This window comes from Rhizobium sp. CB3060, assembly GCF_025200735.1.
Classification (GTDB): Bacteria; Pseudomonadota; Alphaproteobacteria; order Rhizobiales; family Rhizobiaceae; genus Rhizobium.
On the sequence record NZ_CP104158.1, the window covers coordinates 116,302 to 141,180 of the forward strand.

General features: G+C 61.0%; 23 protein-coding genes and 1 tRNA gene. 15 read left to right on the forward strand and 9 right to left on the reverse strand.

Annotation, left to right across the window (positions count from 1 at the left end):
- Positions 1 to 35: 35 nt before the first annotated feature.
- The 4 genes from N2601_RS00595 to osmF all read right to left on the reverse strand — a co-directional run bounded on the left by N2601_RS00595 (position 36) and on the right by osmF (position 3,925).
- Positions 36 to 785, reverse strand: coding sequence for an ABC transporter permease (locus tag N2601_RS00595; protein WP_104821907.1), 750 nt, complete (start codon positions 783 to 785; stop codon positions 36 to 38).
- A complete protein-coding gene (locus N2601_RS00600) occupies positions 782 to 1,720 on the reverse strand; it encodes an ABC transporter ATP-binding protein (RefSeq protein ID WP_245463965.1) in 939 nt (312 codons plus the stop codon). Before N2601_RS00600 ends, N2601_RS00595 begins: the two co-directional genes overlap by 4 nt.
- Positions 1,721 to 1,725: 5 nt before the next feature.
- The gene (locus tag N2601_RS00605; RefSeq protein WP_104821909.1) at positions 1,726 to 2,892 is read right to left on the reverse strand and encodes an ABC transporter permease; all 1,167 of its coding nucleotides are present in this window, start codon (positions 2,890 to 2,892) and stop codon (positions 1,726 to 1,728) included.
- 124 nt (positions 2,893 to 3,016) lie between these two features.
- Complete coding sequence (osmF, locus tag N2601_RS00610) at positions 3,017 to 3,925, reverse strand: glycine betaine ABC transporter substrate-binding protein OsmF (protein WP_104821910.1); 909 nt, start codon at positions 3,923 to 3,925, stop codon at positions 3,017 to 3,019.
- 453 nt (positions 3,926 to 4,378) lie between these two features.
- Between osmF and N2601_RS00615 the strand changes: the two genes are divergently transcribed.
- Positions 4,379 to 5,599, forward strand: a complete 1,221-nt coding sequence (locus N2601_RS00615) for a LysR family transcriptional regulator (RefSeq protein WP_104824971.1) — start codon at positions 4,379 to 4,381, stop codon at positions 5,597 to 5,599.
- A gap of 269 nt (positions 5,600 to 5,868) precedes the next feature.
- Positions 5,869 to 6,099, forward strand: a complete 231-nt coding sequence (locus tag N2601_RS00620) for a hypothetical protein (RefSeq protein WP_158704415.1) — start codon at positions 5,869 to 5,871, stop codon at positions 6,097 to 6,099.
- An 84-nt stretch (positions 6,100 to 6,183) separates the two neighbouring features.
- Here the strand turns inward: N2601_RS00620 and N2601_RS00625 are convergent, their stop codons facing one another.
- Positions 6,184 to 6,483, reverse strand: a complete 300-nt coding sequence (locus N2601_RS00625; protein ID WP_104821912.1) for a putative quinol monooxygenase — start codon at positions 6,481 to 6,483, stop codon at positions 6,184 to 6,186.
- Positions 6,484 to 6,696: 213 nt separating this feature from the next.
- On the opposite strand from N2601_RS00625, the gene N2601_RS00630 reads away from it, so the two are divergent.
- A complete protein-coding gene (locus N2601_RS00630; protein WP_104821913.1) occupies positions 6,697 to 7,050 on the forward strand; it encodes a TM2 domain-containing protein in 354 nt (117 codons plus the stop codon).
- Between the two features lie 716 nt (positions 7,051 to 7,766).
- A complete protein-coding gene (locus N2601_RS00635) occupies positions 7,767 to 8,609 on the forward strand; it encodes a class I SAM-dependent methyltransferase (RefSeq protein WP_104821915.1) in 843 nt (280 codons plus the stop codon).
- A 286-nt stretch (positions 8,610 to 8,895) separates the two neighbouring features.
- Here N2601_RS00635 and N2601_RS00640 read toward each other — a convergent pair.
- Both N2601_RS00640 and N2601_RS00645 read right to left on the reverse strand, forming a co-directional pair.
- Positions 8,896 to 8,971 (reverse strand) — tRNA-Thr (locus N2601_RS00640).
- 137 nt (positions 8,972 to 9,108) lie between these two features.
- Positions 9,109 to 10,068: an NAD(P)H-dependent flavin oxidoreductase gene (locus N2601_RS00645; protein WP_104821916.1), complete on the reverse strand. Its 960-nt coding sequence runs from the start codon at positions 10,066 to 10,068 to the stop codon at positions 9,109 to 9,111.
- 325 nt (positions 10,069 to 10,393) lie between these two features.
- Here N2601_RS00645 and N2601_RS00650 point away from each other — a divergent pair, with 325 nt between their 5' ends.
- A complete protein-coding gene (locus N2601_RS00650) occupies positions 10,394 to 11,635 on the forward strand; it encodes a hypothetical protein (protein ID WP_104821917.1) in 1,242 nt (413 codons plus the stop codon).
- 18 nt (positions 11,636 to 11,653) lie between these two features.
- Here the strand turns inward: N2601_RS00650 and ppk2 are convergent, their stop codons facing one another.
- The gene (ppk2, locus tag N2601_RS00655; RefSeq protein WP_104821918.1) at positions 11,654 to 12,535 is read right to left on the reverse strand and encodes a polyphosphate kinase 2; all 882 of its coding nucleotides are present in this window, start codon (positions 12,533 to 12,535) and stop codon (positions 11,654 to 11,656) included.
- Between the two features lie 307 nt (positions 12,536 to 12,842).
- Between ppk2 and phoR the strand changes: the two genes are divergently transcribed.
- The 7 genes from phoR to phoB all read left to right on the forward strand — a co-directional run bounded on the left by phoR (position 12,843) and on the right by phoB (position 20,446).
- Entirely contained in the window at positions 12,843 to 14,039 is a 1,197-nt protein-coding gene (phoR, locus tag N2601_RS00660) for a phosphate regulon sensor histidine kinase PhoR (protein ID WP_104821919.1), read from the forward strand.
- Between the two features lie 186 nt (positions 14,040 to 14,225).
- The gene (locus N2601_RS00665) at positions 14,226 to 15,260 is read left to right on the forward strand and encodes a substrate-binding domain-containing protein (protein WP_104821920.1); all 1,035 of its coding nucleotides are present in this window, start codon (positions 14,226 to 14,228) and stop codon (positions 15,258 to 15,260) included.
- Positions 15,261 to 15,322: 62 nt separating this feature from the next.
- Positions 15,323 to 16,804, forward strand: a complete 1,482-nt coding sequence (gene pstC / locus N2601_RS00670; protein WP_104821921.1) for a phosphate ABC transporter permease subunit PstC — start codon at positions 15,323 to 15,325, stop codon at positions 16,802 to 16,804.
- Positions 16,801 to 18,135 carry a phosphate ABC transporter permease PstA gene (gene pstA / locus N2601_RS00675; RefSeq protein WP_104821922.1) on the forward strand — a complete coding sequence of 445 codons (1,335 nt, stop codon included), beginning with the start codon at positions 16,801 to 16,803 and terminating at the stop codon, positions 18,133 to 18,135. The genes pstC and pstA overlap by 4 nt, the downstream gene beginning before the upstream one ends.
- 14 nt (positions 18,136 to 18,149) lie before the next feature.
- The gene (pstB, locus tag N2601_RS00680; protein ID WP_104821923.1) at positions 18,150 to 18,965 is read left to right on the forward strand and encodes a phosphate ABC transporter ATP-binding protein PstB; all 816 of its coding nucleotides are present in this window, start codon (positions 18,150 to 18,152) and stop codon (positions 18,963 to 18,965) included.
- A 51-nt stretch (positions 18,966 to 19,016) separates the two neighbouring features.
- A complete protein-coding gene (gene phoU, locus N2601_RS00685) occupies positions 19,017 to 19,730 on the forward strand; it encodes a phosphate signaling complex protein PhoU (RefSeq protein ID WP_104821924.1) in 714 nt (237 codons plus the stop codon).
- Positions 19,731 to 19,762: 32 nt separating this feature from the next.
- On the forward strand, positions 19,763 to 20,446 hold the full coding sequence (gene phoB / locus N2601_RS00690; RefSeq protein WP_004128368.1) for a phosphate regulon transcriptional regulator PhoB: 684 nt from the start codon (positions 19,763 to 19,765) through the stop codon (positions 20,444 to 20,446).
- Positions 20,447 to 20,545: 99 nt separating this feature from the next.
- Here phoB and N2601_RS00695 read toward each other — a convergent pair whose 3' ends face one another.
- Positions 20,546 to 21,070: a GcrA family cell cycle regulator gene (locus N2601_RS00695; RefSeq protein WP_104821925.1), complete on the reverse strand. Its 525-nt coding sequence runs from the start codon at positions 21,068 to 21,070 to the stop codon at positions 20,546 to 20,548.
- Positions 21,071 to 21,495: 425 nt separating this feature from the next.
- Here N2601_RS00695 and N2601_RS00700 point away from each other — a divergent pair, with 425 nt between their 5' ends.
- The 3 genes from N2601_RS00700 to N2601_RS00710 all read left to right on the forward strand — a co-directional run bounded on the left by N2601_RS00700 (position 21,496) and on the right by N2601_RS00710 (position 24,821).
- A complete protein-coding gene (locus N2601_RS00700; RefSeq protein ID WP_104821926.1) occupies positions 21,496 to 22,695 on the forward strand; it encodes an aspartate aminotransferase family protein in 1,200 nt (399 codons plus the stop codon).
- Positions 22,696 to 22,866: 171 nt separating this feature from the next.
- The gene (gene argF, locus N2601_RS00705) at positions 22,867 to 23,784 is read left to right on the forward strand and encodes an ornithine carbamoyltransferase (RefSeq protein ID WP_104821927.1); all 918 of its coding nucleotides are present in this window, start codon (positions 22,867 to 22,869) and stop codon (positions 23,782 to 23,784) included.
- A 47-nt stretch (positions 23,785 to 23,831) separates the two neighbouring features.
- On the forward strand, positions 23,832 to 24,821 hold the full coding sequence (locus N2601_RS00710; RefSeq protein ID WP_104821928.1) for an Hsp33 family molecular chaperone: 990 nt from the start codon (positions 23,832 to 23,834) through the stop codon (positions 24,819 to 24,821).
- Positions 24,822 to 24,879: the final 58 nt, after the last annotated feature.

Sequence of the window (24,879 nt, forward strand, 5' to 3'; positions counted from 1 at the left end):
GGCCAAGATCATGCTCCGGAGCCGCCAAGGCTAAATCAGTGCGGCTGCAAGCCGATTTTGCGCGTGACTGCGGTTTCGATCAATTCCATGCCGTCATAGATCAGCACCGCCATCAAGCCGACGATCAAGCCGCCCTGCAGGATGAAGGCGGTGTTGTCGTTGATCAGGCCGGCGATGATGACTTCTCCAAGCCCCTTCGCCGCAACGGTCGAGCCGATCGTCGCCGTGCCGATATTGATGACCGTGGCGATCTTCAGCCCTTCGATGATCAGCGGCAGAGCGAGCGGCAGCTCGACCCGAAACAGCCGCTGCCAGCCGTTCATGCCCATGCCGTCGGCGGCGTCGAGCACGGAGGCCGGCACCTGCTGCAGGCCGGCGACGGTATTTTCGAAGATCGGCAGCAGCGCATAGAGGAAAAGCGCGATCAGTGTCGGCACCGCGCCGAAGCCGGTGGTGGAGATGGCGAGCGCCAATACTGCGACAGGAGGAAAGGTCTGGCCGGCATTGGCGATCGCCCGCGATAGCGGCAGGAAATCGGCGCCGCTCTTGCGGGTGACGAAGATGCCGCCGAGCACGGCGAGAATGCCGCTGGCGGCGATCGAGACGAGGATCAGCTCCATATGGCTGATCGCGAGACCGACCAGGCTGTTCTGCGTATAGATCGGCGATGCTCCGAATTTGGTGAGCGGTGCCAGGATCGGCATCAGCCATTCCGGCCGGAATAGCAGCACCAGCAGCAACGCCAGCGCCAAAAACCGGAAGATGTTGGCGGTCAGAAACTTCATGCTTTGCGGCCCAGTTCGATCAAATGCCGCATGGAGATCGAGCCGACTGGGACCTTGCTGTCGTCTTCGACGGTCGCCTCGTCCGCGCCCTGCCAGATCATCTCGGCCAGTGCATCGCGCAGATTGAGCGTCTGCGGCAGGCTGTAGCCAATGCCCGGTCGCAGCGGCTGCATGCTTTCCTTGAGCGGCAGCAGCGACATCAGCTTCAGCGCCCGGTCGGAGGTACCGGTCAGTTGCTGCACGAAGGGATCGGCGGGCTCGGTGAGGATCTTCCCCGGTTCCGAACATTGCAGCAGCTTGCCTTCGCTCATCACCGCGATCTGGTCGCCGAGATGGAAGGCTTCGTCCATATCGTGGGTGACGAGCACGATGGTCGTGCCGAACTGTTTCTGGATGGCCAGAAGGTCGTCCTGGGCCTTGCCGCGGATGACGGGATCGAGTGCGCCGAAGGGTTCGTCCATCAGCAGGACTTCCGGTTCGGCCGCAAGCGCACGAGCAACACCGACGCGCTGTTGCTGGCCCCCGGAAAGCTGGCTCGGATATTTCGCCGCGAAGGTGCCGGGATCGAGATGGAAGAGATTGAGCAGCTCCTCGACGCGCCGGTCGATGCGCGCCTTGTCCCAGCCGAGCAGTTGCGGCACGGTTGCGATGTTCTGCGCCACGGTGCGATGCGGAAACAGGCCGTGGCCCTGGATGGCATAGCCGATGCGGCGGCGAAGCTCGGTCGCCGGCACGCTCATGACATCCCGGCCGTCGACCAAAATCTGGCCGAGGGAGATCGGCACCAGCCGGTTGATCATGCGCACCAGCGTCGACTTGCCGGAGCCGGAGGTGCCGACAATGACGGTGATCGTGCCTTTTTCCATGCTCATGCTGACATTATCGACCACGGTGGCGTTGCCATAGCGCTTGGTTACGTCCTTCAGCTCGATCATGGCGGTCATGCGTGTTGCCCTCGGATGCTGTCGATGACCGCATCGAGGATGACGGCCGATGAGAATGCGAGAAAGACCGTCGGCACGGCGCCGAGCAGCACCAGATCATTGGCCGTCTGGCCGATGCCCTGGAAAATGAAGAGACCGAAACCGCCACCGCCGATCAACGCCGCGACGGTGACGAGGCCGATCGCCTGCACCAGCACGATGCGGATACCCGTCAGGATGACCGGGAAGGCGAGCGGCAGGTCGATGCCGGTCAGGATCTGCCGGCGTGTCAGCCCCATGCCGGCAGCGGCATCGCGCACCGACGGGTCGACGCCGGCAAGCCCGACGACGGTGTTGGCGACGATCGGCAGCAGCGAATAGATCACCAGCGCCACCAGCGCCGGCGCGGTGCCGATGCCTTGAACGCCGATCGCGGCCGCGAAAGGGACGTGCGCCGCGATATAGCCGAGCGGCAGCATAAGAATGCCGAACAAAGCGAGGCTAGGAATGGTCTGCACCAGGCTCAGGCCGCGCAGAACGACGGCGCGAAGCCTCGGCTGCCAATAACAGAAGATGCCGAGCGGCAGGGCAAGCACGATGGCGATGGCGACCGAGCCGAGCGAGAGGAACACATGGCCAAGCGCCTCGTTCCAGAATTTATCGGCATTGTTGGCGTATTCCTTCATGATCGACAGATTGTCGAGCAGGCCGGATCTAAGGATGATGCCGAGGATCGCGGCATAGAGCGCGAGCGAGGCGACCCGAAGCCATGGCGTAAGCCGCAGCTTCACCAGTGCATCCGAGATCACTAGGCCGATGACCGCGAGCAGCACCCAGAAGGCACCGCCCGGCGTAATGCGCGCCACGGTGCTGCCGGCAGGCGTGGCCGCAGTCGAGACGAAGCCGAGCGTGACGATCAGAAGGGCAATGGCGAGCGTGGCGATGGCGAGGCGGACGAGCTGGTTGCGCAGGAGAAGGGCGGCAAGGGCGGTGGCGACGAGAAGGAGGAGAAGTGCCAGCGCGACGGGCTGGGCGAGGAGCTGCGTCAGCAATTGCGGCTTGCCGGCGGCGATGCGGTTTGCCTTGACGATGATGAACGGCATCGACGCCGCCGCGAGGCAGCCACCGGCCACCAGCACCACTCCGAGACGGTCCACCCTGCGGACCGCTAGCGCATCTTCCATCAAGCAAGCTCCGTCAGCGCATGCCAAAACCGGCGAGGCGGTTTTTGGATAAGATCATGCCTCATCAAATATCCATGCGGCCCCACCTTATCAAAGCGGAGCCGCAGGGGTGATAGGTAAAGTCTTACTTCAGGAAGCCGTTTTCCTTGAGGTAGGATTCGGCAACCGACTTGGCCGGCTCGCCGTCCACCTGGATGCGGCCGTTCAGCTTGCGCAGCACGTCGGCAGTCAGGCCCTTGAAGATCGGGGCCAGAACTTCCTCGATCTTCGGATTGGCCTTCAATACGGCTTCGCGGATGATCGGCGTCGGCGCATAGACCGGCTGCACGCTCTTGTCGTCTTCGAGAACCGTCAGTTCAGCCGCTTCGATGGCGCCGTCAGTGCCGTAGACCATGGCGGTGTTGACGCCGTTGGTCTGGTCGGCCGCAGCCTTGATCGTCGCTGCCGTGTCGCCGCCGGAGAGCACGACTTCCTGCTCTGGCTTGATCTGGAAGTTGTAGGTCGTCTGGAAGGCCGGCAGAGCCGCCGGCGAGTTGACGAACTCGGAAGACGCCGCAAGCTTGACCGGCCCGCCGCCGGCAACCCACTTGCCGAAATCGGACATGGTCTTGAGTTTGGCCGGGCCGGCGACGTCGTTGCGAACGCCGATCGCCCAGGTGTTGTTGGCGGGCGAGGGCGTCAGCCAGACGATCTTATTGGCATCGTAATCGAGCTTCTTCGCCAGATCATAACCCTGCTGCAGGTTCTTCCAGGCCGGATCGTCTGATTTGTTGAAGAAGAAGCCGGCATTGCCGGTATATTCGGCGTAAATGTCAATTTCGCCGGCCGTGATCGCCTTGCGCAAAACGGGCGTCGTGCCGAGCGCGATGCGGTCCTTCGCCTTGATGCCGTTGGCATTGAGCGCGGCGAAGATGATGTTGCCGAGCAGCGTGCCTTCCGTGTCGATCTTTGAGGAGACCACGACGTCGGCAGCGCTGGCACCACTGGCGACGAAAGCCGTTAGCGCGGCGGCGAGTGCGAACTTCTTGAACATGATGTTTCCCTTTGTACCCCGTTGAACCGTTAGTCTGGCGTATCCGTTCGGTTCAAATCCGGTCCCCGGACACGCCACATATGACTGCGGGCCGAAGAACCCGCATGCGAAGTCCTGTCTGCGTCTGGGAGATAGCGCTCGCCACCGAAAAATCGATGACACGCCAGTCCGCCACCTGCAGTCGCCGCGCGATTATGACGAGGGTGCCCGGCATAAGCGCGAAAATAGATTTCTTTTTTCGGGGGCAAGTGCGTTTGTTTTTGTTCCCCTTACCCGTTTCGCCGCCGTTCCGATCTCTTGGGTTGAGCAGGGTCAGTTAGGCGGTCATCGAACGATAGTCCTCGCTCTTTTGGTTTGGGATATCTTTTTTTGAGAACACATCATATCGTGCCGGCATGTTGGTTCGGCCGCGTGCGAGGCAGGGTATGTGGCAGGCTCGAAAGGATGGCCGGCTTGTATCTCGGGGCATTGTTCATCGCCGACACGGTTTTCTCGATCGGCTCCGTCAGGGAGACGGCCCGCAGGCTCTCTTTTTCGGCCTCGACCGTGTCGAGCGCGCTTCGGCGGCTGGAGACGGAGCTGGCGATAAAGCTCGTCGAGCGAGCATCGGGCGAGCTCGCCACCCTGCTTGCCAGCTCGAAGGTGCAGAAGGGCCTGCAGCCGATCCTCTCCGCCATGCGGCAACTCTCGGTGCTGACGAAAGAACCTCCCGCACCACAGGACTATCCCCAATGGGCTGCGCGGCTACCGTTGAGGATCGCCACCATTGAACGTTTCCTGGAGGTCGCCGATCAGGGCAGCATCAATCGCGCCGCCCGCCGCCTGCGTCTCGGTCAGCCGCAGCTTTCGCTGCAGATCGCCAATCTGGAAGAATTGTTCGGTTGCCGCCTGTTTGAACGACAGGCGCAGGGTTCGGTGCTGACCGACGTCGGTCGCGAGGTCTATGCCATCCTTGCCGGTATCGCGGAGGCCTGGGACGAGATGAAGGCGGCGGCGGACGAGCGATTTCAGCGGGCGGCGCGGGCCGTGCGCATCGGGTCGATCATCCCGACCGGCTCGGAGAGCTGGGTGGCCCGCTCGCTCGCCAGCCTTGTGGCGCGCTGGAACATCAGCGGTAACCGCAACACGCTGTCCTTGATGCTGATGACCGCCGACGATTTGCGTGAGGCGCTGAGATCCGGCCGCATTGACGTCGCCATCGTCGATTCCGTCTTCGGTCTCGATGCCTTCGAGCATATGGAGCTGGTGGCAACCGACATGGTAGCGATCGCGCCGCCTGGCAGCACGGAACAGACGGTGACGGCGCTGGTCGAAAACCATCCGCTCTGCGTGCCGAGCTCGCGCACCGGCATCGGCAATGCGGCCACGGCCTTCGGCTACGACAGCGGCGACCGTCGCCGGTTTCGCGGCCGCGACATCACTTCGGCCGACTCGCTTCCCGTCATCGTCGACCTTGTCGCCAATCATGGCTATGTTTCGTTTCTCGGCCGCGTCAGCGCCGCGCCGATTGCCGACAAGGTGCGGATCGTCAATCCGGATCAGATTTTGCCGCTTTCCTATCACCTCGCCCACAATGGCCGCCGTGCTTCCGTCGATGCCTGCCGGCTGATCCAGGAGGCGGTGCGCGAGCTGGTGGGCGCAACGGAAGCTGCTCGAAGTCGCCCAGCATCTTAGGAGATTTTGGACTGACGGGACGCATCCTGACGTCCATACGGAACGGAGCTTAATCGCCAGGCCCGCGCGTACAGGCCGTATTTCTCCCATACCTCATAGCTTTAGCTTCCGGAACATGCATTCCCCTTGAGCGTTTAACTCCATACCCCGCTTGTGCGGGAATGATGTGATCCGGGCCGGCATAGGTATCGCCGGCCTTACGGATGCGTGTAAGGAGAAGAGAAATGAGGATCATCGCAACGGCGTTAGTAGCGCTGGGTATCCTCGCTTTGCCAGTAACCAATGCTGATGCTCATCGTCGGTACTATTACCACCATCATCGGCACTACGGTCCCAGCGTCGTGATCTCGCCGGGCTTCGGCTTCTATGTCGGCCCAAGCTACGGCTACCATCGCTACTACTATCGCGACCGCTACTGGCGCGGTGGGGATTATTGGGGCTACCGCCATGGGTACTATCGCCCTTACTGGCGTGACCGCTACTACGATCCCTGGTACTGAGCAGGCAACCAGCTAACCCAGGCAAGCGGGTTATAATAAACGGCGCCAAAAGGGCGCCGTTGGAGCGTTGTCGTAATGTGCGACTTAGACCGGGCTCAGCACATGCACGGCGCGCGCGGCCATAAGGTCCTTCACTTTCTCCCCATAAGCGGCCATATGCGCCGAAGCGGCATGTGCCTTAAGCGCCGCCATGCTTTCCCATTTTTCGACCACCACGAATGTATCGGGACCAAACGCCGGGTCGGCGCCTTCGACATCCACGACAGCGGTATATTCGATGCAGCCGTCTTCGGCATGCACGGCCGGAACATTCGCCTGGAAGGCTTCGAGCACGGCGGCACGCTTGCCGGGCTGCGCGGTGAGGATGGCGAGAACGTGGATCATGATGGTTCCTCTGAATGGATCGGATGATGGTGACGCAAAAGGATGGATGACGCACATTGCGCGCCGGTTTCGACGAATATCACAAATAGACGGCGGTCGAATGCTTGACTTCACTTCGATGCAGTTGCAATTCTCTATCTAGGCGTGAGTTTTAATGCGCCGATCTATTATGGCGTGAGGGGGCTTGCGCCGGAAAATCACTTGAGAGGGAAAATGGGGCTTTCCACGCAAGAGCAAATATTGGTTGAACAACGTGTGACCAATGAAGCAAAATCGGTGGGCGCAGCCTACTTGCTTTGGTTCTTTCTTGGCACTCTGGGCGCTCACCGGTTTTACCTCGGTAGAACCGGCAGCGGCGTAGTGCAGTTGCTTCTGTTCGTACTCGGTTGGCTTACGACATTCATTGTCATCGGCATCGCCCTCTTAGCTGCGCTGGGCATCTGGTGGATCGTCGATGCTTTCCTCATTTCCGCGATGATTGCCGAGCAAAAGCAGGAGATCCGGCAACGTCTGACTGACGAGGCGCTCTGGGCGAATCAGCAGGCGAGCAGGCAAAACGCGCCGTGATTTCAGCGCATGGCGAAAAGTCATAGTCGTGTAAGAAGATGCTTCGGCGGTGGCAGCGCCGAGATAGGATAGAAGGGTATAGAGCGGCTTTGTAAGCCGCCCACCTTCGCGTGTTCTTAATGTATCGATGAACTTCATCCTCGACGCACAATAACAGCGGCGTACGAAGTGGTGTCTGCCTCTCGTAATCAAAGTGATTACATGACAATCGACAAACATTAGTGCTTCCCTATGTTCATAAAAACAGGAGGAAAGCCAATGTCAGCCGAATGGCCAATGTTCATTTTGCAGTCGATCGTGGTTTTTGGCTTGGTGGGCGCCCTGTTCATCAGGGCATAGCCGCCGTCGCCAAACCCTTTGCCGCCTGAACCGCGGTTTCTCGGTCTCGAAGCCAAGCAGCCCGACCGATCAAACGGTCGGGCTGCTTGCACGATCCGATCAGGGGTCAAATCCAACCAGATCACAAATCATTAAGTTGAACTTATTATAAGTCAACTACTATCCATCCAAACCGTGCACGCCTCCCATCAAGACCAAACGTCCACCATCCGTCTAAAGCCCCGAATTGCTTGAACTTGACCAGTAGGGGCTTGTCCGCAGGGGTATGGTATTGCCGCAGCGGCTGCTGACAACTGCACGATTATCCATACCGACGCATTTTTGACGGAAAGCCGTTTTTCTGGCAACCTACGCTGGGGCGAAGGGGACTATCCGGCATGTCCGAGCACAATCCGGCGAGCAGCGATGCCTTCTATGGCTCGCAATACACACGCATCTACGGCCAACTTGCGTCAGAAATCCGCAGAGAGGCTTTCGGCGAGGATTTCGGGCAGGAAAGTTGGCGCGGTCCAGCTGAGCAGGCCGAGATCGCCGCCCTTCTGAGGCTAGGTCCGGACGCGTGCGTTCTCGATGTAGCGTGCGGGGCCGGCGGCCCATCCCTTGCTTTGGTAGAGCAAACCGGCTGCCGCCTCCTGGGCATCGACATCGTGCCTGAAGGCGTGTCAAGCGCGACAGCGGAAGCGGTGAAGCGAGGACTCACGGATCTAGCCAAGTTTGTCGTGCTCGACGGCGGGGAACCACTCCCGTTCGAAGACGGCACATTCGACGCCATTGTGTGTATCGACTCTATCTCTCATCTTCCCGACCGGCACTCCGCTTTGCGGGATTGGGCACGGCTTTTGAAAGCTGGCGGGCGCCTGGTCTTCACCGATCCGCTCGTCGTGACCGGAGCCCTTTCGAAGTTGGAGATCGACGGCCGTTGCGCTCTGGTCCTCGATGCATCCAATGCACTTTTCGTACCGCCCGGCTTTAATGAAAGCGCCATGACCGCGGCGGGCCTTGTGCTGTTGCAGACTGTCGACCGTGCTGCAGCTGCCGCCGAGATCGCTGGCCGCTGGCGCGACGCCCGCGAGCGCCGCGCGAATGCGTTGATTAGAGAAGAGGGCGAAGACTGGTTCCGACGTAGACAGGTTATGTTGAATATGACCGCTCACCTCGCGTCAGAGCGGAGATTAACGCGGTTCTTCTATCTCGCAGAAAAGCGCGAGGAATCGCAGTAACGGTGCGAATCCGAGCGACCTGCGTGGGCGCTACGCCCGATCGTCACCGCGGCATCGCGTATTTGACGCTCGCAATCGAGGAAGACGGCGATCTTCGATTTCGAGGTACTCATCGGGCCCACTTGAACTTCGCAACTCAAGGCGCGGACGGCGCTCCGCGTCAACGACCGGAACCACCTGTTCTTGGCCGAGGTCGAGGGCACTGCGCCCAAGTTTGGCCCTAGGTTCGCCATCGAGCCAATGATCGCTGTTGAATAGTTGGGTCAAGTATTTGCGTTTATTGGAGTGGTGCCGCTTACGTGACTCGAACACGTGACCCCATCATTACGAATGATGTGCTCTACCGACTGAGCTAAAGCGGCATTCCGGGCCGATCGGTATGGCCCTGCGATTTGCATGGCGCTGATACAGTCAATGCGCCGAGATTTCAAGCGCTCAAATTGCCGATTGGAAAAAAAGCGAGGGGCCTGTGAAAAAGCAGGCGCGCTTTCGAGCGTTCTCAGAGCGCCAGCCGGGCGCGCGCCTGACGATACTGCGCCTCCAGCCGATCGACAAGCGCGGCCACCGGTTCGATTGCTTTGACAGCGCCGATTCCCTGGCCGGAGCCCCAAATATCCTTCCAGGCCTTGGCGCCGGTCGTCGCCGTTTCGAAATCCATCTTGGAAGGATCGGCCTCGGGCAGGTTGTCCGGGTCCATGCCGGCGGCGCGGATCGAGGGTTTGAGGTAGTTGCCGTGGACGCCGGTGAAGAAGTTGGAATAGACGATATCGGCGGCCACGCCGTCGACGATCGCCTGCTTGTAGGCTTCCGCCGCGCGCGCCTCCTCAGTGGCGATGAAGGGCGAGCCGATATAGGCCATGTCCGCGCCCATCGCTTGGGCCGCCAGGATCGCGCCGCCATTGGCGATCGCGCCGGCAAGCAGCAACGGCCCGTCGAACCATTCGCGGATTTCCTGAACGAGCGCGAAAGGCGAGAGCTGGCCGGCATGGCCGCCTGCGCCTGCTGCCACCGCAATCAGCCCATCGGCTCCTTTGCGGATGGCCGAATTGGCATGACGGTTGTTGATGATATCGTGCAGCACTATGCCGCCATAGGAATGCACGGCCGCGTTGACCTCCGGCACGGCGCCGAGCGAGGAAATGACGATCGGCACCTTATATTTGACGCAGAGCATCAGATCGTGTTCCAGCCGCTTGTTCGAGGCATGGACGATCTGATTGACGGCGAAGGGAGCCGACGGGCGTTCGGGATGCGTCGCATCATGCGCAGCGAGATCTTCCGTGATCATCGCCAGCCATTCGTCCAACTGGCTCTCCGGCCGGGCGTTCAGCGCCGGAAACGCACCGACGACACCGGCCTTGCATTGGGCCAGTGTCAAAGCCGGATGCGAGATGATGAAGAGGGGAGAGGCCACGACCGGCAGCCGCAGGCGCTCGGTCAGGACGGAGGGAAGGGCCATGAACATCATCCGTATTTGACGTTTACGAAAACGTCAAAGGGATAGCAGATGTGCGTCGGGAGGGGAAGATGGCAGGCAGTAGGCAATGGGCAATAGGCAATAGTGATTGACGGCATCCGCGATTGAGGCCTTCCCCTGCTGCCTGCTGCCACCCCATTTGTGTCGTCTTTGCCATTTATCCCCGCCCGAGTGTTCGCGCCTCTTTTCGAGAGACTTGCACATTGCCGGTCGGGGCGTTACCGAATTCGGTTAGCGAATAGTAAAGAAATGGTCGTTTTGCGGTAGAGTATGCGGGCGCATCGCGAGTGAGAGTAAAGGACCTGATGTGAGCGGATTAGAAACGGCTATCAGAAGCGCGTTGGAGCGATCCGAGCGCGCCAATCCGGAAATCCGGGCTCGTATCTATCAATCGGCGCGACAGGCGCTCGAAGCCGGGCTTCGCAAGCAGGACATTACCGATATCGGCATTATTTCGGCTCAGCGCCAACGCCTGGAGGCGACCATCCGGGCGATCGAAGGCGAGGAGCGTGCCCGCCCGCCGGAACCGTCTGCTGCCCCCGAGGTGGAGGCGCCTTATGTGCCGCCCGCGCCGCCGCAACAGCAGGCCCCGCGACCGATGCAGCAGCGACAGGAGCAGGAGCCTGTCATGAGCGTTCGCGGCGAGACGCGCGACCACCCTGTTGCCGGCCAAGCCTCCGTTCCCGTCGAACCCACCGCCCCGGAAAGCGATTTTGGCGACATGCGAGCCGGCCCCGCCGATCATCTCGGCGCCGATAGCGATGAACGCCAGGCCGTCGCCGCGCCGGCCGCAACGCGGTCGATGAATTTCAAGCCCGAGCGTGCCGCCGTTCGCCGCAAGCCGCGCAAGTTCTTCTCCCGCCTGCTGGTCTTCTGCATCCTCCTCGCCTTCCTTGGTGTCGGTGCCTGGTGGATCAAGACCTCGGGCGTGTTCATGACGGCGGCCCAGCGCGACACCAGCGTTCCCAATCCGCCCGCGCATGTCGATTCCCAGGATTTCAACGGCAACAACAATGCCGACGATACGTCCGATGACGACGATAACAGTGGCCCCCCCGCCAATCCGGGGCTGGCGACGATCGATCCGCAGAACAGCTTCTCGGAAGAGTGGATCGAGATCTTCAAGCCGACCGACTTGGCCAAAGTCGCCAGCGGCCCGCAGGCCAAGGCCGAGAATGTCTCGGAAAACGAAGGCCCCGCAGTGCGGCTGACCTCTGAGACCAGCGGTGCCGATGGCAACGCATCCGTCGAAGTGCCGGCAAACGTGCTGCAGCAATTGGCCGGAAAATCGTCGACCGTCGCGCTTACGCTGCAGTCCACCTCGGATACACCGACGCAAATCACCGTCGAGTGCGATTTCGGCTCGCTCGGCTCTTGCGGCCGTCATCGTTTCGACGTTACCCGCCAGAAGACTGATGCGCTGTTCCAGGTCCGCTACGATCGTTCGCTTGCGCCCACGACACCGGGTCGCCTGATCATAAACAGCGATGTCGACGGCAAGGCGCGCGGCATCAACATCTACGCAATCCGCGTCCTGCCGGGGCAGTAAGGCTAGGGTGCATCCTGCCTATTTGAGAACATGCAATCCCATGCCAAGGATTTTGTCGTCGATCTCGCCGATCGCCTTCTCGTCCCTGCCGTCATAATCAAGCGCTAGCAGAATGTGACGGATGAGGTTGAGGCGCGCACGACGTTTGTCATTGGCGTGGATCACCGTCCATGGCGCATAGTCCATATGCGTCTCCTTCAGCATCCGGTCGCGCTTTTCGCTGTAGTCCTTCCATTTGGTCAGGGCCGCGATATCCATGGAGGAGAGCTTCCACACGGCGCGCGGATCGTGGCGTCGGTCGTGAAAGCGCTTGAGCTGCATTTCCCTGCCGATATCGAGATAGAATTTGAAGAAGAAAATGCCGTCCTGGACGATGAGCTTTTCCATATGCGGGGTCTGCTTCAGGAATTGCTCGTATTGCTCCTGCGTGCAGAAGCCCATGACCGGCTCGACACCGGCGCGGTTATACCAGGAACGATCGAACAGCACGAATTCGCCCGCTGTCGGGAACTGGGCGACATAGCGCTGGAAATACCATTGCCCGGCTTCCCGGTCGGTCGGCTTGGTCAGCGCCACGGCGCGCGCAAGGCGGGGGTTCATATGTGCCGACGTTGCCGCGATCGCACCACCCTTGCCGGCGGCGTCGCGGCCTTCGAAGAGCGCCATCACCCGCTTACCGGTCGCCTGCAGCCAGAACTGCACTTTGATGAGCTCGATCTGCAGCTTTTCCAGCTCTTCCAGATACTCTTCTTCCTTTAGCTTCTTCTTGTAGGGATAGCCGCCGGAAGCAAGCGCCTCGTCGTCGATCCAGTCTGGCAGCACAGGGTCATCGACATCGAATATGCGCGTCTTGCCATGCATATCCAGCTCCACCGCACGGCTTTTCACGTCCTCTGCCATGTGCTCTGCTCCTCCGCAATTTACGCCATCTTAACGATATCTGCCCGTGCGGCAAAAAAAGCCTCACGGGCAAGTTGGGTCATTTATCCAGTATTTTCAAGCCTTTTGCGGACATCCTCATTCGCCGGCTACATTTATTGTTGTCAGTTGCGGGCTTGTGTGGATAGAGCCGAAAACTTCTGTCATGAATCCCCGCTAAGACCCAGAGTCTTGGATTCCGCTATGACAGGCAAAGGGACGGGTACACTTGGAAGACGAATGGTCATTCCTCAGAAAGCTGGCTGCACGGCTGCGGCAGGAGATCGCCATGCTAGTTCTGGCGACGCTGATCGCCGTTTTGGCGCTTATCGAGGGTATCAATACGGGCATCGTTTTCTGGCTCTGGGTGGTCGTTGCGATCGTCGCGCTGATTCGCCGGCCGCTCATTGAGAAGGCCGCGCCGCCGGCACCCGTCGAGATGGTTCCTACCGATCCGCAAACCGTGCTTCGCACCGTGTTCTCCGGCCTTGCCGCGCTCGACGTGCCGGTGCTGATCATCGACCGCGAGGCGTCCGTTCTGATGCAGAATGCCGCCGCCGAGAAAGCGTTCGGCGCCTTTCCGCTCAATGCTCATATCTCCGCCAAGCTGCGCTCCCCAGGCGTGCTCGACATGGTGCGCGAGACGATCACCACCAATACGCCGAACCAGATCGAACATTCCGAGCGCCTGCCGTCCGAGCGCGTTTATGTCGTCCGCATCGCCCCGGTCGATCTGCCGGAAACTGACATCGAGCCCGGCACCTTCTTTGCGCTGTCTTTCCGCGATATCTCCGAACTCCGCCATATCGACCGCATGCGATCCGATTTCGTCGCCAACGCCAGCCATGAGCTGCGCACGCCGCTCGCCTCGCTCCGCGGTTTCATCGAAACCATCCAGGGGCCGGCCAAGGCGGATCCGAAGGCGCAGCAGCGCTTCCTCGGCATCATGTTCGACCAGACGACGCGCATGAGTCGCCTGGTCGACGATCTCCTGTCGCTGTCGCGGCTGGAGCTGAAATCGCACATCGCGCCGGATCAGAAGGTCGATCTCGTGCCGTTGCTCGGCCATGTCCGCGACGCGCTGCTGCCGCTTGCCGACGATCTCGACGTCACCATCAATCTGCATCTGCCGCCGGGGAAGGTGGAAGTGCTGGGTGATCGCGACGAACTGGTGCAGGTCTTCGAAAACCTGATCGAGAATGCCTGCAAATATGGTCAGGAAGGCAAGGTGGTCGAGGTTTCCGTCTTGAACGAACTGGGCCAGGCCGTCGAGGTCATCATCTCGGACAGAGGGCCGGGCATCCCGGCGGAACACGTGCCGCGCCTGACCGAGCGCTTCTATCGCGTCAATGTAGAAGACAGCCGCTCGAAAAAAGGCACCGGCCTCGGGCTCGCCATCGTCAAGCATATTCTCACCCGTCACCGCGCACGGCTGATCGTCAAGTCGGAAGTCGGGAAAGGAACGGACTTTACGGTCCGCTTCTGAACGCCTTCGTAAATCACCCCTTTTCGGCGCAACTTCATTGATAAATTTCAAGGGGTTGATCTGTCATAATTGTTTCACTCGCCTGACATAAAAGGGCGGTGCTTTGACCGCTAAAAAAGAGATGTTGAACAGGCGGATGCTCCGTTCGCCGTCGCGCTCTTCAAAGCCCGTCAGGGAGGGTTCACCATGGACACGTTGAAACTGTCTGTCATCGCGTTGGTTGCATCCGCCGCTTTCGCTGGCGCCGCCGCGGCCCGTGATCAGATTCAGATTTCAGGTTCCTCCACCGTATTCCCCTATGCCAAGATCGTTGCCGAGAGTTTTGGTGAGACCTTCACGAATTTCAAAACGCCGGTCGTTGAATCCGGCGGCTCCGGTGCCGGTCTCAAGGAATTCTGCAAGGGCGTCGGCCCCGATTCCATCGATATCGCCAATTCGTCGCGCCCCATCAAGGCTAGCGAGGTCGAGGCCTGCAAGGCTGCCGGCGTTGCCGATATCCAGCAGGTCAAGATCGGCTACGACGGCATCGTCTTCGCTTTCGACAAAAGCAATCCCGACATGAAATTCGTGCCGGCCGATCTCTATAAGGCGCTGGCGGCCGAAGTCGTGGTGAACGGCAAGTTGGTTCCCAATCCTTATAAGAAGTGGTCGGAGATCAATCCGGCCCTGCCGGCCTTTGAGATTGAAGCCTATATTCCCGGTGAGAAGCATGGCACGCGCGAGGTCTTCGAAGAGAAGGTGCTCGCCGCCGGCTGCAAGGGCTCCGGTGCGCTCGATGTCATCAAGGCGACGGTCTCCGATCCCGATCAGCAGACCAAGAAATGCATTGCGGTGCGCAAGGACGGCGCGGCGGTCGATATCGACGGCGATTATCCCGAGACGCTCGCCCGCATCGATGCCAACAAGCATGGCATCGGCGTCTTCGGCCTCTACTTCTATCAGAACAATGCCGACAAGCTGAAGGTCGCGCCGGTGAGCGGCATCGTGCCCTCGGGCGAGACCATCGCCAACGGCACCTATCCAGTGTCGCGGCCGCTATTCTTTTACGTCAAGAAGGCGCATCTCGGCGTCATTCCGGGCCTGAAGGAATATGTCGACTTCTTCACGAGCGATCAGATGATCGGACCGGACAGCCCGCTTGCCGAATACGGCCTGGTGCCGGCGCCGGATTCCGAGCGTGACCAGATTCGCAAGGATTTCGCGGACGGGAAGATCATGTGATTGCATAAGGACTGCCCGTCGGCGCGGCTTGCCGCCGTGCCGGCGTTCGCCGGGGAATGGGAATGAGTTTGTCACTGCTGCTGTTGTGTCTGTCGATCATCGGCGCCTTTGCTTTCGTGCTGGGGCGGACGAGAGCGGCTGCGCTGTCGGGCAACAGATCCTCGGCCATACATTCGCGGCTTGGATACCACGGCGCCTATGCGGCCATCTGGGCGGTATTGCCGGCGTTGGCGTTGATTTGCGCCTGGCTGGTGGTCAGCCCGCAGGTTATCGACCGTTTCGTGGTCGAATCCTTTCCGGAGGAGGTGAAATCCCTCTCGACCGCCGAACTTAAGCTCACCTACGGCATAGTGCGCAGCATCGCCCATGGCATGCGCCAGCTCGATGACCGGGACCTTGCCAACGTCGCCAACGGCTCGGCCGATCTGCAATTGGTCCTGGCACAGAAAGGCATCCCGCTCGCTATCCGGCCGACCGGCTATATGATAGACGCCGCCAATAAATATAACGGCATGCGGCATGTGAGCCATGTCGTCATGTCCGTGGCGGCCATCATTCTTTCGTTGTTCGGTGCCATCCACGGCCTGCGTGCCATCGCGCCGCGTTTTCGCGCCCGCAACCGGGTGGAACAGGTCATTCTCGGCGGCCTGATCATTGCCTCTTCCATCGCCGTGCTGACGACGGTCGGCATCGTCGCTTCGATGCTGTCGGAGGCCGCCCGCTTCTTCAACATGGTTCCGGCTGCCGAGTTCTTCTTCGGTACCGTCTGGGACCCGCGCTTCACCGGCGCCGGCTCACAAACGTCTGGCACGTTCGGCCTCATTCCGTTGCTGGCCGGCACGCTCTATATCGGCTTCGTCGCCATGCTGGTCGCCGTTCCCGTCGGGTTGTTTGCCGCGATCTACATGGCCGAATATGCCTCGGCGCGCGTGCGCTCCGTCGCCAAACCGATGCTCGAAGTATTGGCCGGCATTCCGACCATCGTCTATGGCTTCTTTGCGCTCGTCACGGTCGGGCCTTTCCTGAGAGATATCTCGGCTGATCTCAATGGCCTGCTGACCGGCAATTATGCCAATTTCATCGAGGCGCAGAGCGTGCTGACCGCCGGCCTCGTCATGGGCGTCATGCTCATTCCCTATGTCTCCTCTCTGTCCGACGACATCATCATGGCCGTGCCGCGGTCGCTGCGGGACGGCTCGCTCGGCCTTGGCGCCACGCGCTCGGAAACGGTCAAGCGCGTCCTCCTGCCGGCGGCCCTTCCGGGCATCGTCGGCGCGCTGCTGATGACGGCGTCGCGGGCGATCGGCGAGACGATGATCGTGGTACTTGCTGCCGGCGTTGCGGCCCGCATGCAGCTCGATCCCTTTGAGCCGATGACGACGGTCACGGTGAAGATCGTCAGTCAGTTGACCGGCGATCCGGAATTCACGTCACCGCAGACATTGGTTGCCTTCGCACTCGGCATAACGCTGTTCTGTCTGACCCTTTGCCTGAATGTCTACGCGCTTTACGTCGTCCGCCGCTACCGGGAGCAATACGAATGAGCGATGTCGTATCCTCCCAGGCACCGAATATGTCGCGCGGATTGACGCCAGGCGCTCCGGCGCGGCGGGATATCGGCATCAAGCGACGTTATGCGGCCGAGCGGCGTTTTCGTGCCTATGGGATGGCCGCCGTCATTTTCGGACTGGTTTTCCTGATTATTCTCGTCTCGACCGTTGTCCGCAACGGCTACACTGCCTTCGTGCAGACCTCCATCGCCCTGCCGATCGAGTTCACCGAGAAGGTCATCGATCCCATAGGCAAGGGGGCCAGTGATCCGAAGGTCCTGATATCAGCCAACTATACGGCGCTGGTACGCGACGCCGTGGTGAAGGCGCTGGGCATCGATCCTTCCAATCGGGCGCTCGTGCGCCAGGCGATGGAAATGGTATCGGACGGCGCACGCATTGCATTGCGCGACAAGGTCGTGGCCGATCCCTCTGTCATCGGAAAGACGGTGAAGGTCACTTTCCTCGCCAGTGCCAATATCGACTCTGCCTACAAGGGACAGATCGACCTGACGGCGGACGAAAAGGACCGCAAGGTCTCCGACCAGCAACTCGCCTGGATGAGGCAGCTTGCCGCCGCCGGCGCCCTGCACGAGGCGTTCAATACGGGTCTGTTCCTGTCCGGCAATTCCAGTCGCCCGGAGGCCGCGGGTCTCGGCGTCGCGCTAATCGGCTCGCTCTATCTCATGTTGACCGTGCTGGTCTTGGCGCTGCCGGTCGGCGTCGCCGCCTCGATCTACCTTGAGGAATTCGCGCCGAAGAACCGGTTGACGGATCTGATCGAGGTCAACATCAACAATCTCGCCGCGGTGCCGTCGATCGTCTACGGCCTGCTCGGCCTCTCGGTCTTCATCAACTTTATGGGCCTGCCGCGTTCCGCCTCGCTGGTCGGCGGGCTGGTGCTGAGCCTGATGACGCTGCCGATGATCATCATCGCCACCCGCTCGGCATTGCGCGCCGTGCCGCCGTCGATCCGCAGTGCCGCGCTCGGGCTTGGCGCATCGCGCATGCAGATGGTTTTCCATCACGTCTTGCCGCTCGCCATGCCGGGTATCCTGACGGGTACGATCCTCGGCCTTGCCCATGCGCTCGGCGAGACCGCGCCGCTGCTTCTGATCGGCATGGTCGCCTTCGTCGCCAACTATCCGAGAGGGCCGCTCGATCCTTCGACGGCCCTGCCGGTGCAAATCTACATGTGGGCGAGCGAAGCTGAGCGCGCCTTTGTCGAGAGAACCTCCGGAGCCATTATCGTCCTGCTCTTCTTCCTTGTTGCGATGAACATCGGGGCCATCCTGCTGCGCCGTCGCTTTGAGCGGCGCTGGTGACGGGAGGCGATGGAATGAACATGATGACGGAAGCCGCGAGCGAAAAAGCACTGGCCAGGAAGATGATAACGATCCCCTACAAGATGATCGGTCAGGCCGTCTCGGTCCATTATGGCGAGAAGCGCGCGCTGTTCGACGTGGATCTGAACATCCGCGCCAACACTGTCACCGCGCTGATCGGTCCTTCCGGCTGCGGCAAGTCCACCTTCCTGCGTTGCCTCAACCGCATGAACGATACGATAGACACCTGCCGCGTCACCGGCAAAATCACGCTCGACGATCAGGATATCTACGACAACTCAATCGATGTCGTCGAGCTGCGTGCCCGCGTCGGCATGGTGTTTCAGAAGCCCAATCCGTTTCCGAAGTCGATCTACGAGAATGTGGCCTATGGTCCGCGTATCCATGGGCTGCATCGGTCCAAGAGCGATCTCGACCATATCGTCGAAACCAGTCTGCAGAAGGCCGGGCTGTGGGGCGAGGTGAAGGATCGGCTCTATGATGCCGGCACCAGCCTCTCTGGCGGTCAGCAGCAACGCCTCTGCATCGCCCGCGCCGTCGCGGTCAGTCCCGAGGTCATTCTCATGGACGAGCCGTGCTCCGCGCTCGATCCGATCGCCACCGCCAAAGTCGAGGAACTCATTCATGAGCTGCGGGAAAACTTCACGATCGTCATCGTGACGCATTCCATGCAGCAGGCAGCCCGCGTTTCGCAACGTACCGCAATGTTTCATCTCGGCCATCTGGTCGAGGAGAACGATACCGATAAGATGTTCACCAATCCCGATGATTACCGCACGCAGGATTACATCATGGGCCGTTTTGGCTGATGATGCTCCCCGCGCGGTTCCTTTCACATCTTTCACCTAGAGGATAAAAAAATGGTCTCAACACACATTCTCTCCGCTTACGACGAAGACCTGAAGTTCCTGACGCGCCGCATTTCCGAAATGGGCGGCCTGGCGGAGCAGATGGTCAGCGACAGCGTCCGCGCCCTGGTAAACGGCGATGCCAGCCTTGCGCAGAAGGTCATCTCCGATGACGTCATTCTCGACCACGCCGAGCGCGAAGTCGGCGACAAGGCGATCGTCACCATCGCCCGCCGTCAGCCGATGGCTGCGGACCTGCGTGAAATCATGGGCTCCATCCGCATCGCCGCCGATCTGGAGCGCGTCGGCGATCTCGGCAAGAACACCGCAAAGCGCGTCATCGCCGTGCAGGGCACCGGCGTTCCGCGTCGTCTCGCCCGCGGCATCGAACACCTCTCCGAACTGGCGCTCGTCCAGCTCAAGGAAGTGCTCGACGTCTACTCGACCCGTTTACCTGACAAGGCCGTGTCGATCCGCGAACGCGACGAGGAAATCGACGCCATGTACACCTCGCTCTTCCGCGAGATGCTGACCTACATGATGGAGGATCCGCGCAACATCACCACCTGCACGCATCTTCTTTTCTGCGCCAAGAACATCGAGCGCATCGGCGACCATGCCACGAACATCGCCGAGACGATCTATTACATGGCGACCGGTGCCCAGCCCGAAGGCGAGCGCCCGAAGGACGATACCGCCAACACCGTCGGTTCGGTAACGGAATAAAGTAGACACCAAGAGAAGGAGACCAGAGGCGCATGGTTCCGAGAGTTGCTGTTGTAGAAGACGAGGAAGCGCTAAGCGTTCTGCTGCGCTATAACCTCGAGGCCGAGGGCTTCGAGGTCGACACTATCCTGAGAGGCGACGAAGCTGAGCTGCGCCTCCAGGAGCGCATCCCCGATCTTCTGATCCTCGATTGGATGCTCCCCGGCGTGTCCGGCATCGAGCTCTGCCGTCGGCTGCGCATGCGGCCGGAGACGGAGCGCCTGCCGATCATCATGCTCACCGCTCGCGGCGAGGAAAGCGAGCGCGTGCGCGGCCTTTCCACCGGCGCGGACGACTATGTCGTCAAGCCGTTCTCGACGCCGGAACTGATGGCCCGCGTCAAGGCGATGTTGCGCCGAGCCCGCCCGGAGGTCCTGTCCACGGTACTGCGCTGCGGCGATATCGAACTGGACCGCGAAACCCATCGCGTCCACCGAAAGAGCCGTGAAGTGCGGTTGGGGCCGACGGAATTCCGCCTTCTGGAATTCCTGATGTCGTCCCCCGGCCGCGTCTTCTCTCGGTCTCAGTTGCTCGACGGCGTGTGGGGGCATGATATCTATGTCGACGAACGCACCGTCGACGTGCATGTCGGCCGCCTGCGCAAGGCGCTGAATTTCTCCAACATGCAGGACGTCATCCGCACCGTTCGCGGCGCGGGTTATTCCATGGAGGCCTGATGGGGGAGGCCTGATCGGGGCAACCCGATTGGCCATCCAACATAGCGGCGGAAACAGAAAACGGGCCTTTCGGCCCGTTTTTCCTTTGTCTGGTGTGGTTCAGTGCGCGGCCCGGCGCCGGTCATGCACCGGCTGGTAAGCCAGCCGCTGATGGTAGGTGCAGTACGGCGAAGAGTCCGGGCTGTCATTGCCGCAGAAGTGAAAATCTTCCTTCAGCGGGTCGCCGACCGGCCACTTGCAGGTGCGCTCCGTGAGCTCCGTCAGGCCGAGGCGGCGCGAGATCGGAACGACCACATTGGCGGCCGGACGATATTCGACTTCGCTGACCGTATCGATCTCGACCTCTTCCTTGAGCATCGTCGCACCCTGCTGGCGGGTAACCGTGCGGGTTGCAACGCGCGAGGCGTAATTCGGCGCGCGTGGGGCCGAGGTATTGCGCTTCGGCGCTCGAGCTGTGGTTGCCGCACCACCGGCCTTCGCTCGGCCCGGCAGGCTCAAGCGATGCACTTTGCCGATGACGGCATTACGGCTGACACCACCGAGCTGTGCCGCGATCTGGCTGGCGCTCAAACCTTCGGACCACAGCTTTTTCAGCTTCTCGACGCGTTCGTCTGTCCAATTCATGCCCTGTCTCCGCTATCGCGTTTCTGATGGCAGAATCCCTCACCATTGCCTCGAATTGGGTCGAGGCGTGAAACGCTTTAAAATTGTGGTGACTAGTTCCGCCGCATGCAGTCTAGTAATTGGTTTTTAACCTAGTGTGAGGCTGACTCCGTGACAAGAGTCGCGGGAATCTTGAGGAATCGATTTCGAGGTTTTCCCCAACTTGCTATACGTGAGTGGCATTTATGCAATATAAGTTGTCGAAGACATGCCATCCATCGAGAGGTGCTCTGCCGCACCTGCTAAATCGCCAGTTTTGTTGACATCGCAGTGCAAAACATCAATAGTGCCCATGCCGCCGCAAGGCGGCATTTTTGATTTTTCCGGGCCCGTTTCATTCGAAGGAAACGATTGGCCCTAAAGGTTGTGATTGAGGAGAATGCGCCATGGCTGAAACCGCGCCGCTTTATGACACCTATATGCGTGCTCCGCTGCGGTTCGAGCGAGGCGAGGGCGTGTGGCTGATCACGGAGACCGGCGAGCGTTATCTCGATTTCGCCGCGGGCGTCGCGGTGAATTCGCTTGGCCACGCCCATCCACATCTGGTTGCAGAGCTGAAGTCGCAGGCCGACAAGGTCTGGCACCTGTCCAACCTCTATGAGGTGCCAGGCCAGGAGAAGTTGTCGAAGCGCCTGACGGAGGCCACCTTCGCCGATAAGGTATTCTTCACCAATTCCGGTGCGGAGGCGCTGGAATGCGCCATCAAGACGGCGCGTCGCTACCAGTTCTACAAGGGTCATCCGGAGAAATTCCATATCATCACCTTCGAAGGCGCCTTCCATGGCCGCACGATCGCGACGATCGCCGCTGGAGGCCAGGAAAAGTATCTCGAAGGTTTCGGCCCGAAGGCGCCCGGCTTCGACCAGGTGCCTTTCGGCGATCTCGACGCGGTGCGTGCCGCCATCACCGATGCGACGGCCGCGATCCTGATCGAGCCCGTGCAGGGCGAGGGCGGTATCCGCCCTGCGACCAACGAGTTCCTGCGCGGCCTGCGTCAGATTTGCGATGAGAATGGCCTGCTTCTGGTCCTCGACGAGGTTCAGACCGGCGTCGGACGCACCGGCAAGCTCTTTGCCCATGAATGGGCCGGCATCACGCCTGACATCATGGCCGTCGCCAAGGGCATCGGCGGTGGCTTTCCGCTCGGTGCCTGCCTTGCGACCGCGGAAGCGGCCGCAGGCATGAAGGCGGGCACGCATGGCTCGACCTATGGCGGCAATCCGCTCGCCATGGCGGTCGGCAACGCCGTGCTCGATGTCGTGCTATCAGACGGTTTCCTGCAGCATGTGCGCGATGTTGCGTTGGTGTTCCGCCAGGGCTTGGCCTCGCTCAAGGATCGTTTTCCGGATATTATCGAAGATGTCCGCGGCGAAGGGTTGTTGCTTGGCATCAAGGCGGCCATTCCCCAGGCGGACCTGTTGCAGGCGATCCGCGCCGAACATCTGCTGGGTGTGCCGGCCGGCGACAACGTCATCCGTCTGCTGCCGCCGCTGGTGGTCACGGCCGAGGAGGCGCGCGAAGGCATTGCCCGCATCGAACGTGCCGCCGAAAGCCTGCGTGCCGCCCGCGTCAAGAAGTCGGCTTGAGTTCAGCGCCCGCCGGTAGGGGCGTATTACTGCGCCGCGCGTCCGAAGGACGCGCAAAGGACGCAGTAACACTTAGAGTGGCGCATAAGCCTTTCCTTAAATCGGCTCCGATTTAAGGGGTTATGCGCGCCCCACGGCGGGCGTTATCATTTTTGGAGTACAGGTAGGGACATGGCTTCACCGAAACACTTTCTCGATCTCTCGGCCGTCGCGGCTGCCGATCTGCGCAGCATCATCGACGATGCCATCGTGCGAAAGCAGGCGCTGAAGGCGGGTGCGGCCGATAAGCCGCTCGCCGGCAAGATGCTGGCGATGATCTTCGAGAAGCCATCCACCCGCACCCGCGTCTCCTTCGATGTCGGCATGCGCCAGCTCGGCGGCGAGACGCTGTTCCTGTCCGGCACGGAAATGCAGCTTGGCCGCGCCGAGACGATCGGCGATACGGCAAAGGTGCTGTCGCGCTATGTCGACGCCATCATGATCCGTACGACCGAACATTCGCGCCTGTTGGAACTCGCCCAGCACGCGACCGTGCCGGTCATCAACGCTCTCACCGACGACACGCATCCCTGCCAGATCATGGCCGACATCATGACCTTCGAGGAGCATCGCGGTCCGATCAAGGGCAAGACCATCGCCTGGACCGGCGACGGCAACAACGTGCTGCATTCGCTGGTCGAAGGGGCCGCCCGTTTCGGCTATCGCATGAACATGGCCGTACCCCTTGGTTCCGAGCCGAAGGATCACTATCTGAACTGGGCCCGCAACGAGGGCGCCGAAATCATGCTCTCGCATGATGCCGACCGTGCGGTCGCCGGCGCCGATTGTGTGGTAACCGATACCTGGGTTTCCATGAATCAGGAGCACCGGGCCCGCGGTCACAACGTCTTCCAGCCCTATCAGGTCAATGCGGCTTTGATGGCACAGGCCGGCAAGGACGCGTTGTTCATGCATTGCCTGCCCGCCCATCGCGGGGAGGAAGTGACGGACGAGGTGATCGACGGTCCGCAATCCGTTGTTTTCGATGAGGCGGAAAACCGCCTTCATGCGCAAAAGTCGATTCTTGCTTGGTGCCTGGGCGCGATCTGAGGATATAGAACCGCGTTTGATGTCGCGGGCGCAGTAGGAGTAGAGCAATGGCGGAAAGTGCAGCCTCGCTGGGTCAATTCGATTTTGCCGGCGACGATCATGTCGTTCCCTTCCAGGTAGAGGGTCTTGATGTCCGCGGCCGCGCCGTGCAGCTTGGGCCGCTGTTGGACGCAATTCTCGCCCGGCACAGCTATCCGGCCCCGGTTGCCCGGCTGCTGGCCGAGGCGGTGGTGCTGACCGTGCTGCTCGGCACGTCACTGAAGTTCGAGGGCAAGTTCACCGTGCAGACGAAGAGCGACGGGCCGGTCGACCTTCTGGTCGCCGATTTCTCGACGCCGGAGAACGTCCGCGCCTATGCCCGTTTCGATGACGAGGCGCTGGCCAAGGCCGTGGCTGCCGGCAAGACCGAACCGGAACAATTGCTCGGCAAGGGCGTCCTCGCCTTCACCATCGATCAGGGTCGCTTCAGTCAGCCCTATCAGGGGATCGTAGCGCTTGACGGCGCGTCGCTCGAGGAGATCGCCGGCACCTATTTCCGCCAGTCGGAACAGATCCCGACGCGTGTCCGCCTCGGGGCCGCCGAATTGTTCGATCGCGATGAGGCCGGCAAGCCGCGCCATCGCTGGCGGGCAGGCGGCCTTGTAGCGCAGTTCCTGCCGGAAGCTCCGGAGCGCATGCGCCAGCCGGACTTCCACGGCGGCGACGGCGACACCAGCCTGCGCGCACACGTCGAGGATGACGCCTGGGCGGAAGCCCGCTCACTGGTCGAGACGATCGACGCCGACGAATTGACCGATCCGCAGGTCGGTACCGAGCGTTTGCTATTCCGCCTCTTCCATGAGCGCGGCGTGCGCGTTTATGAGCCCAAGGCGGTTTTTGACCGCTGCACCTGTTCGCGCGATAAGCTGAAGGGTGTGTTGCGGGGGTTCTCCGCCGAGGAGGTCGAAGCGAGCCAGGAGAACGGCGAAATCGCCGTCACCTGCGAGTTCTGCTCGACGACCTATCGCTTCGAGGTGTCCGAGGTGACGGCCGCCTGAGCAATCTCAGGAAAGTGCGAAGAGCAAAGATGGAGCGGTGAGGCGATGCCGTGAAAGG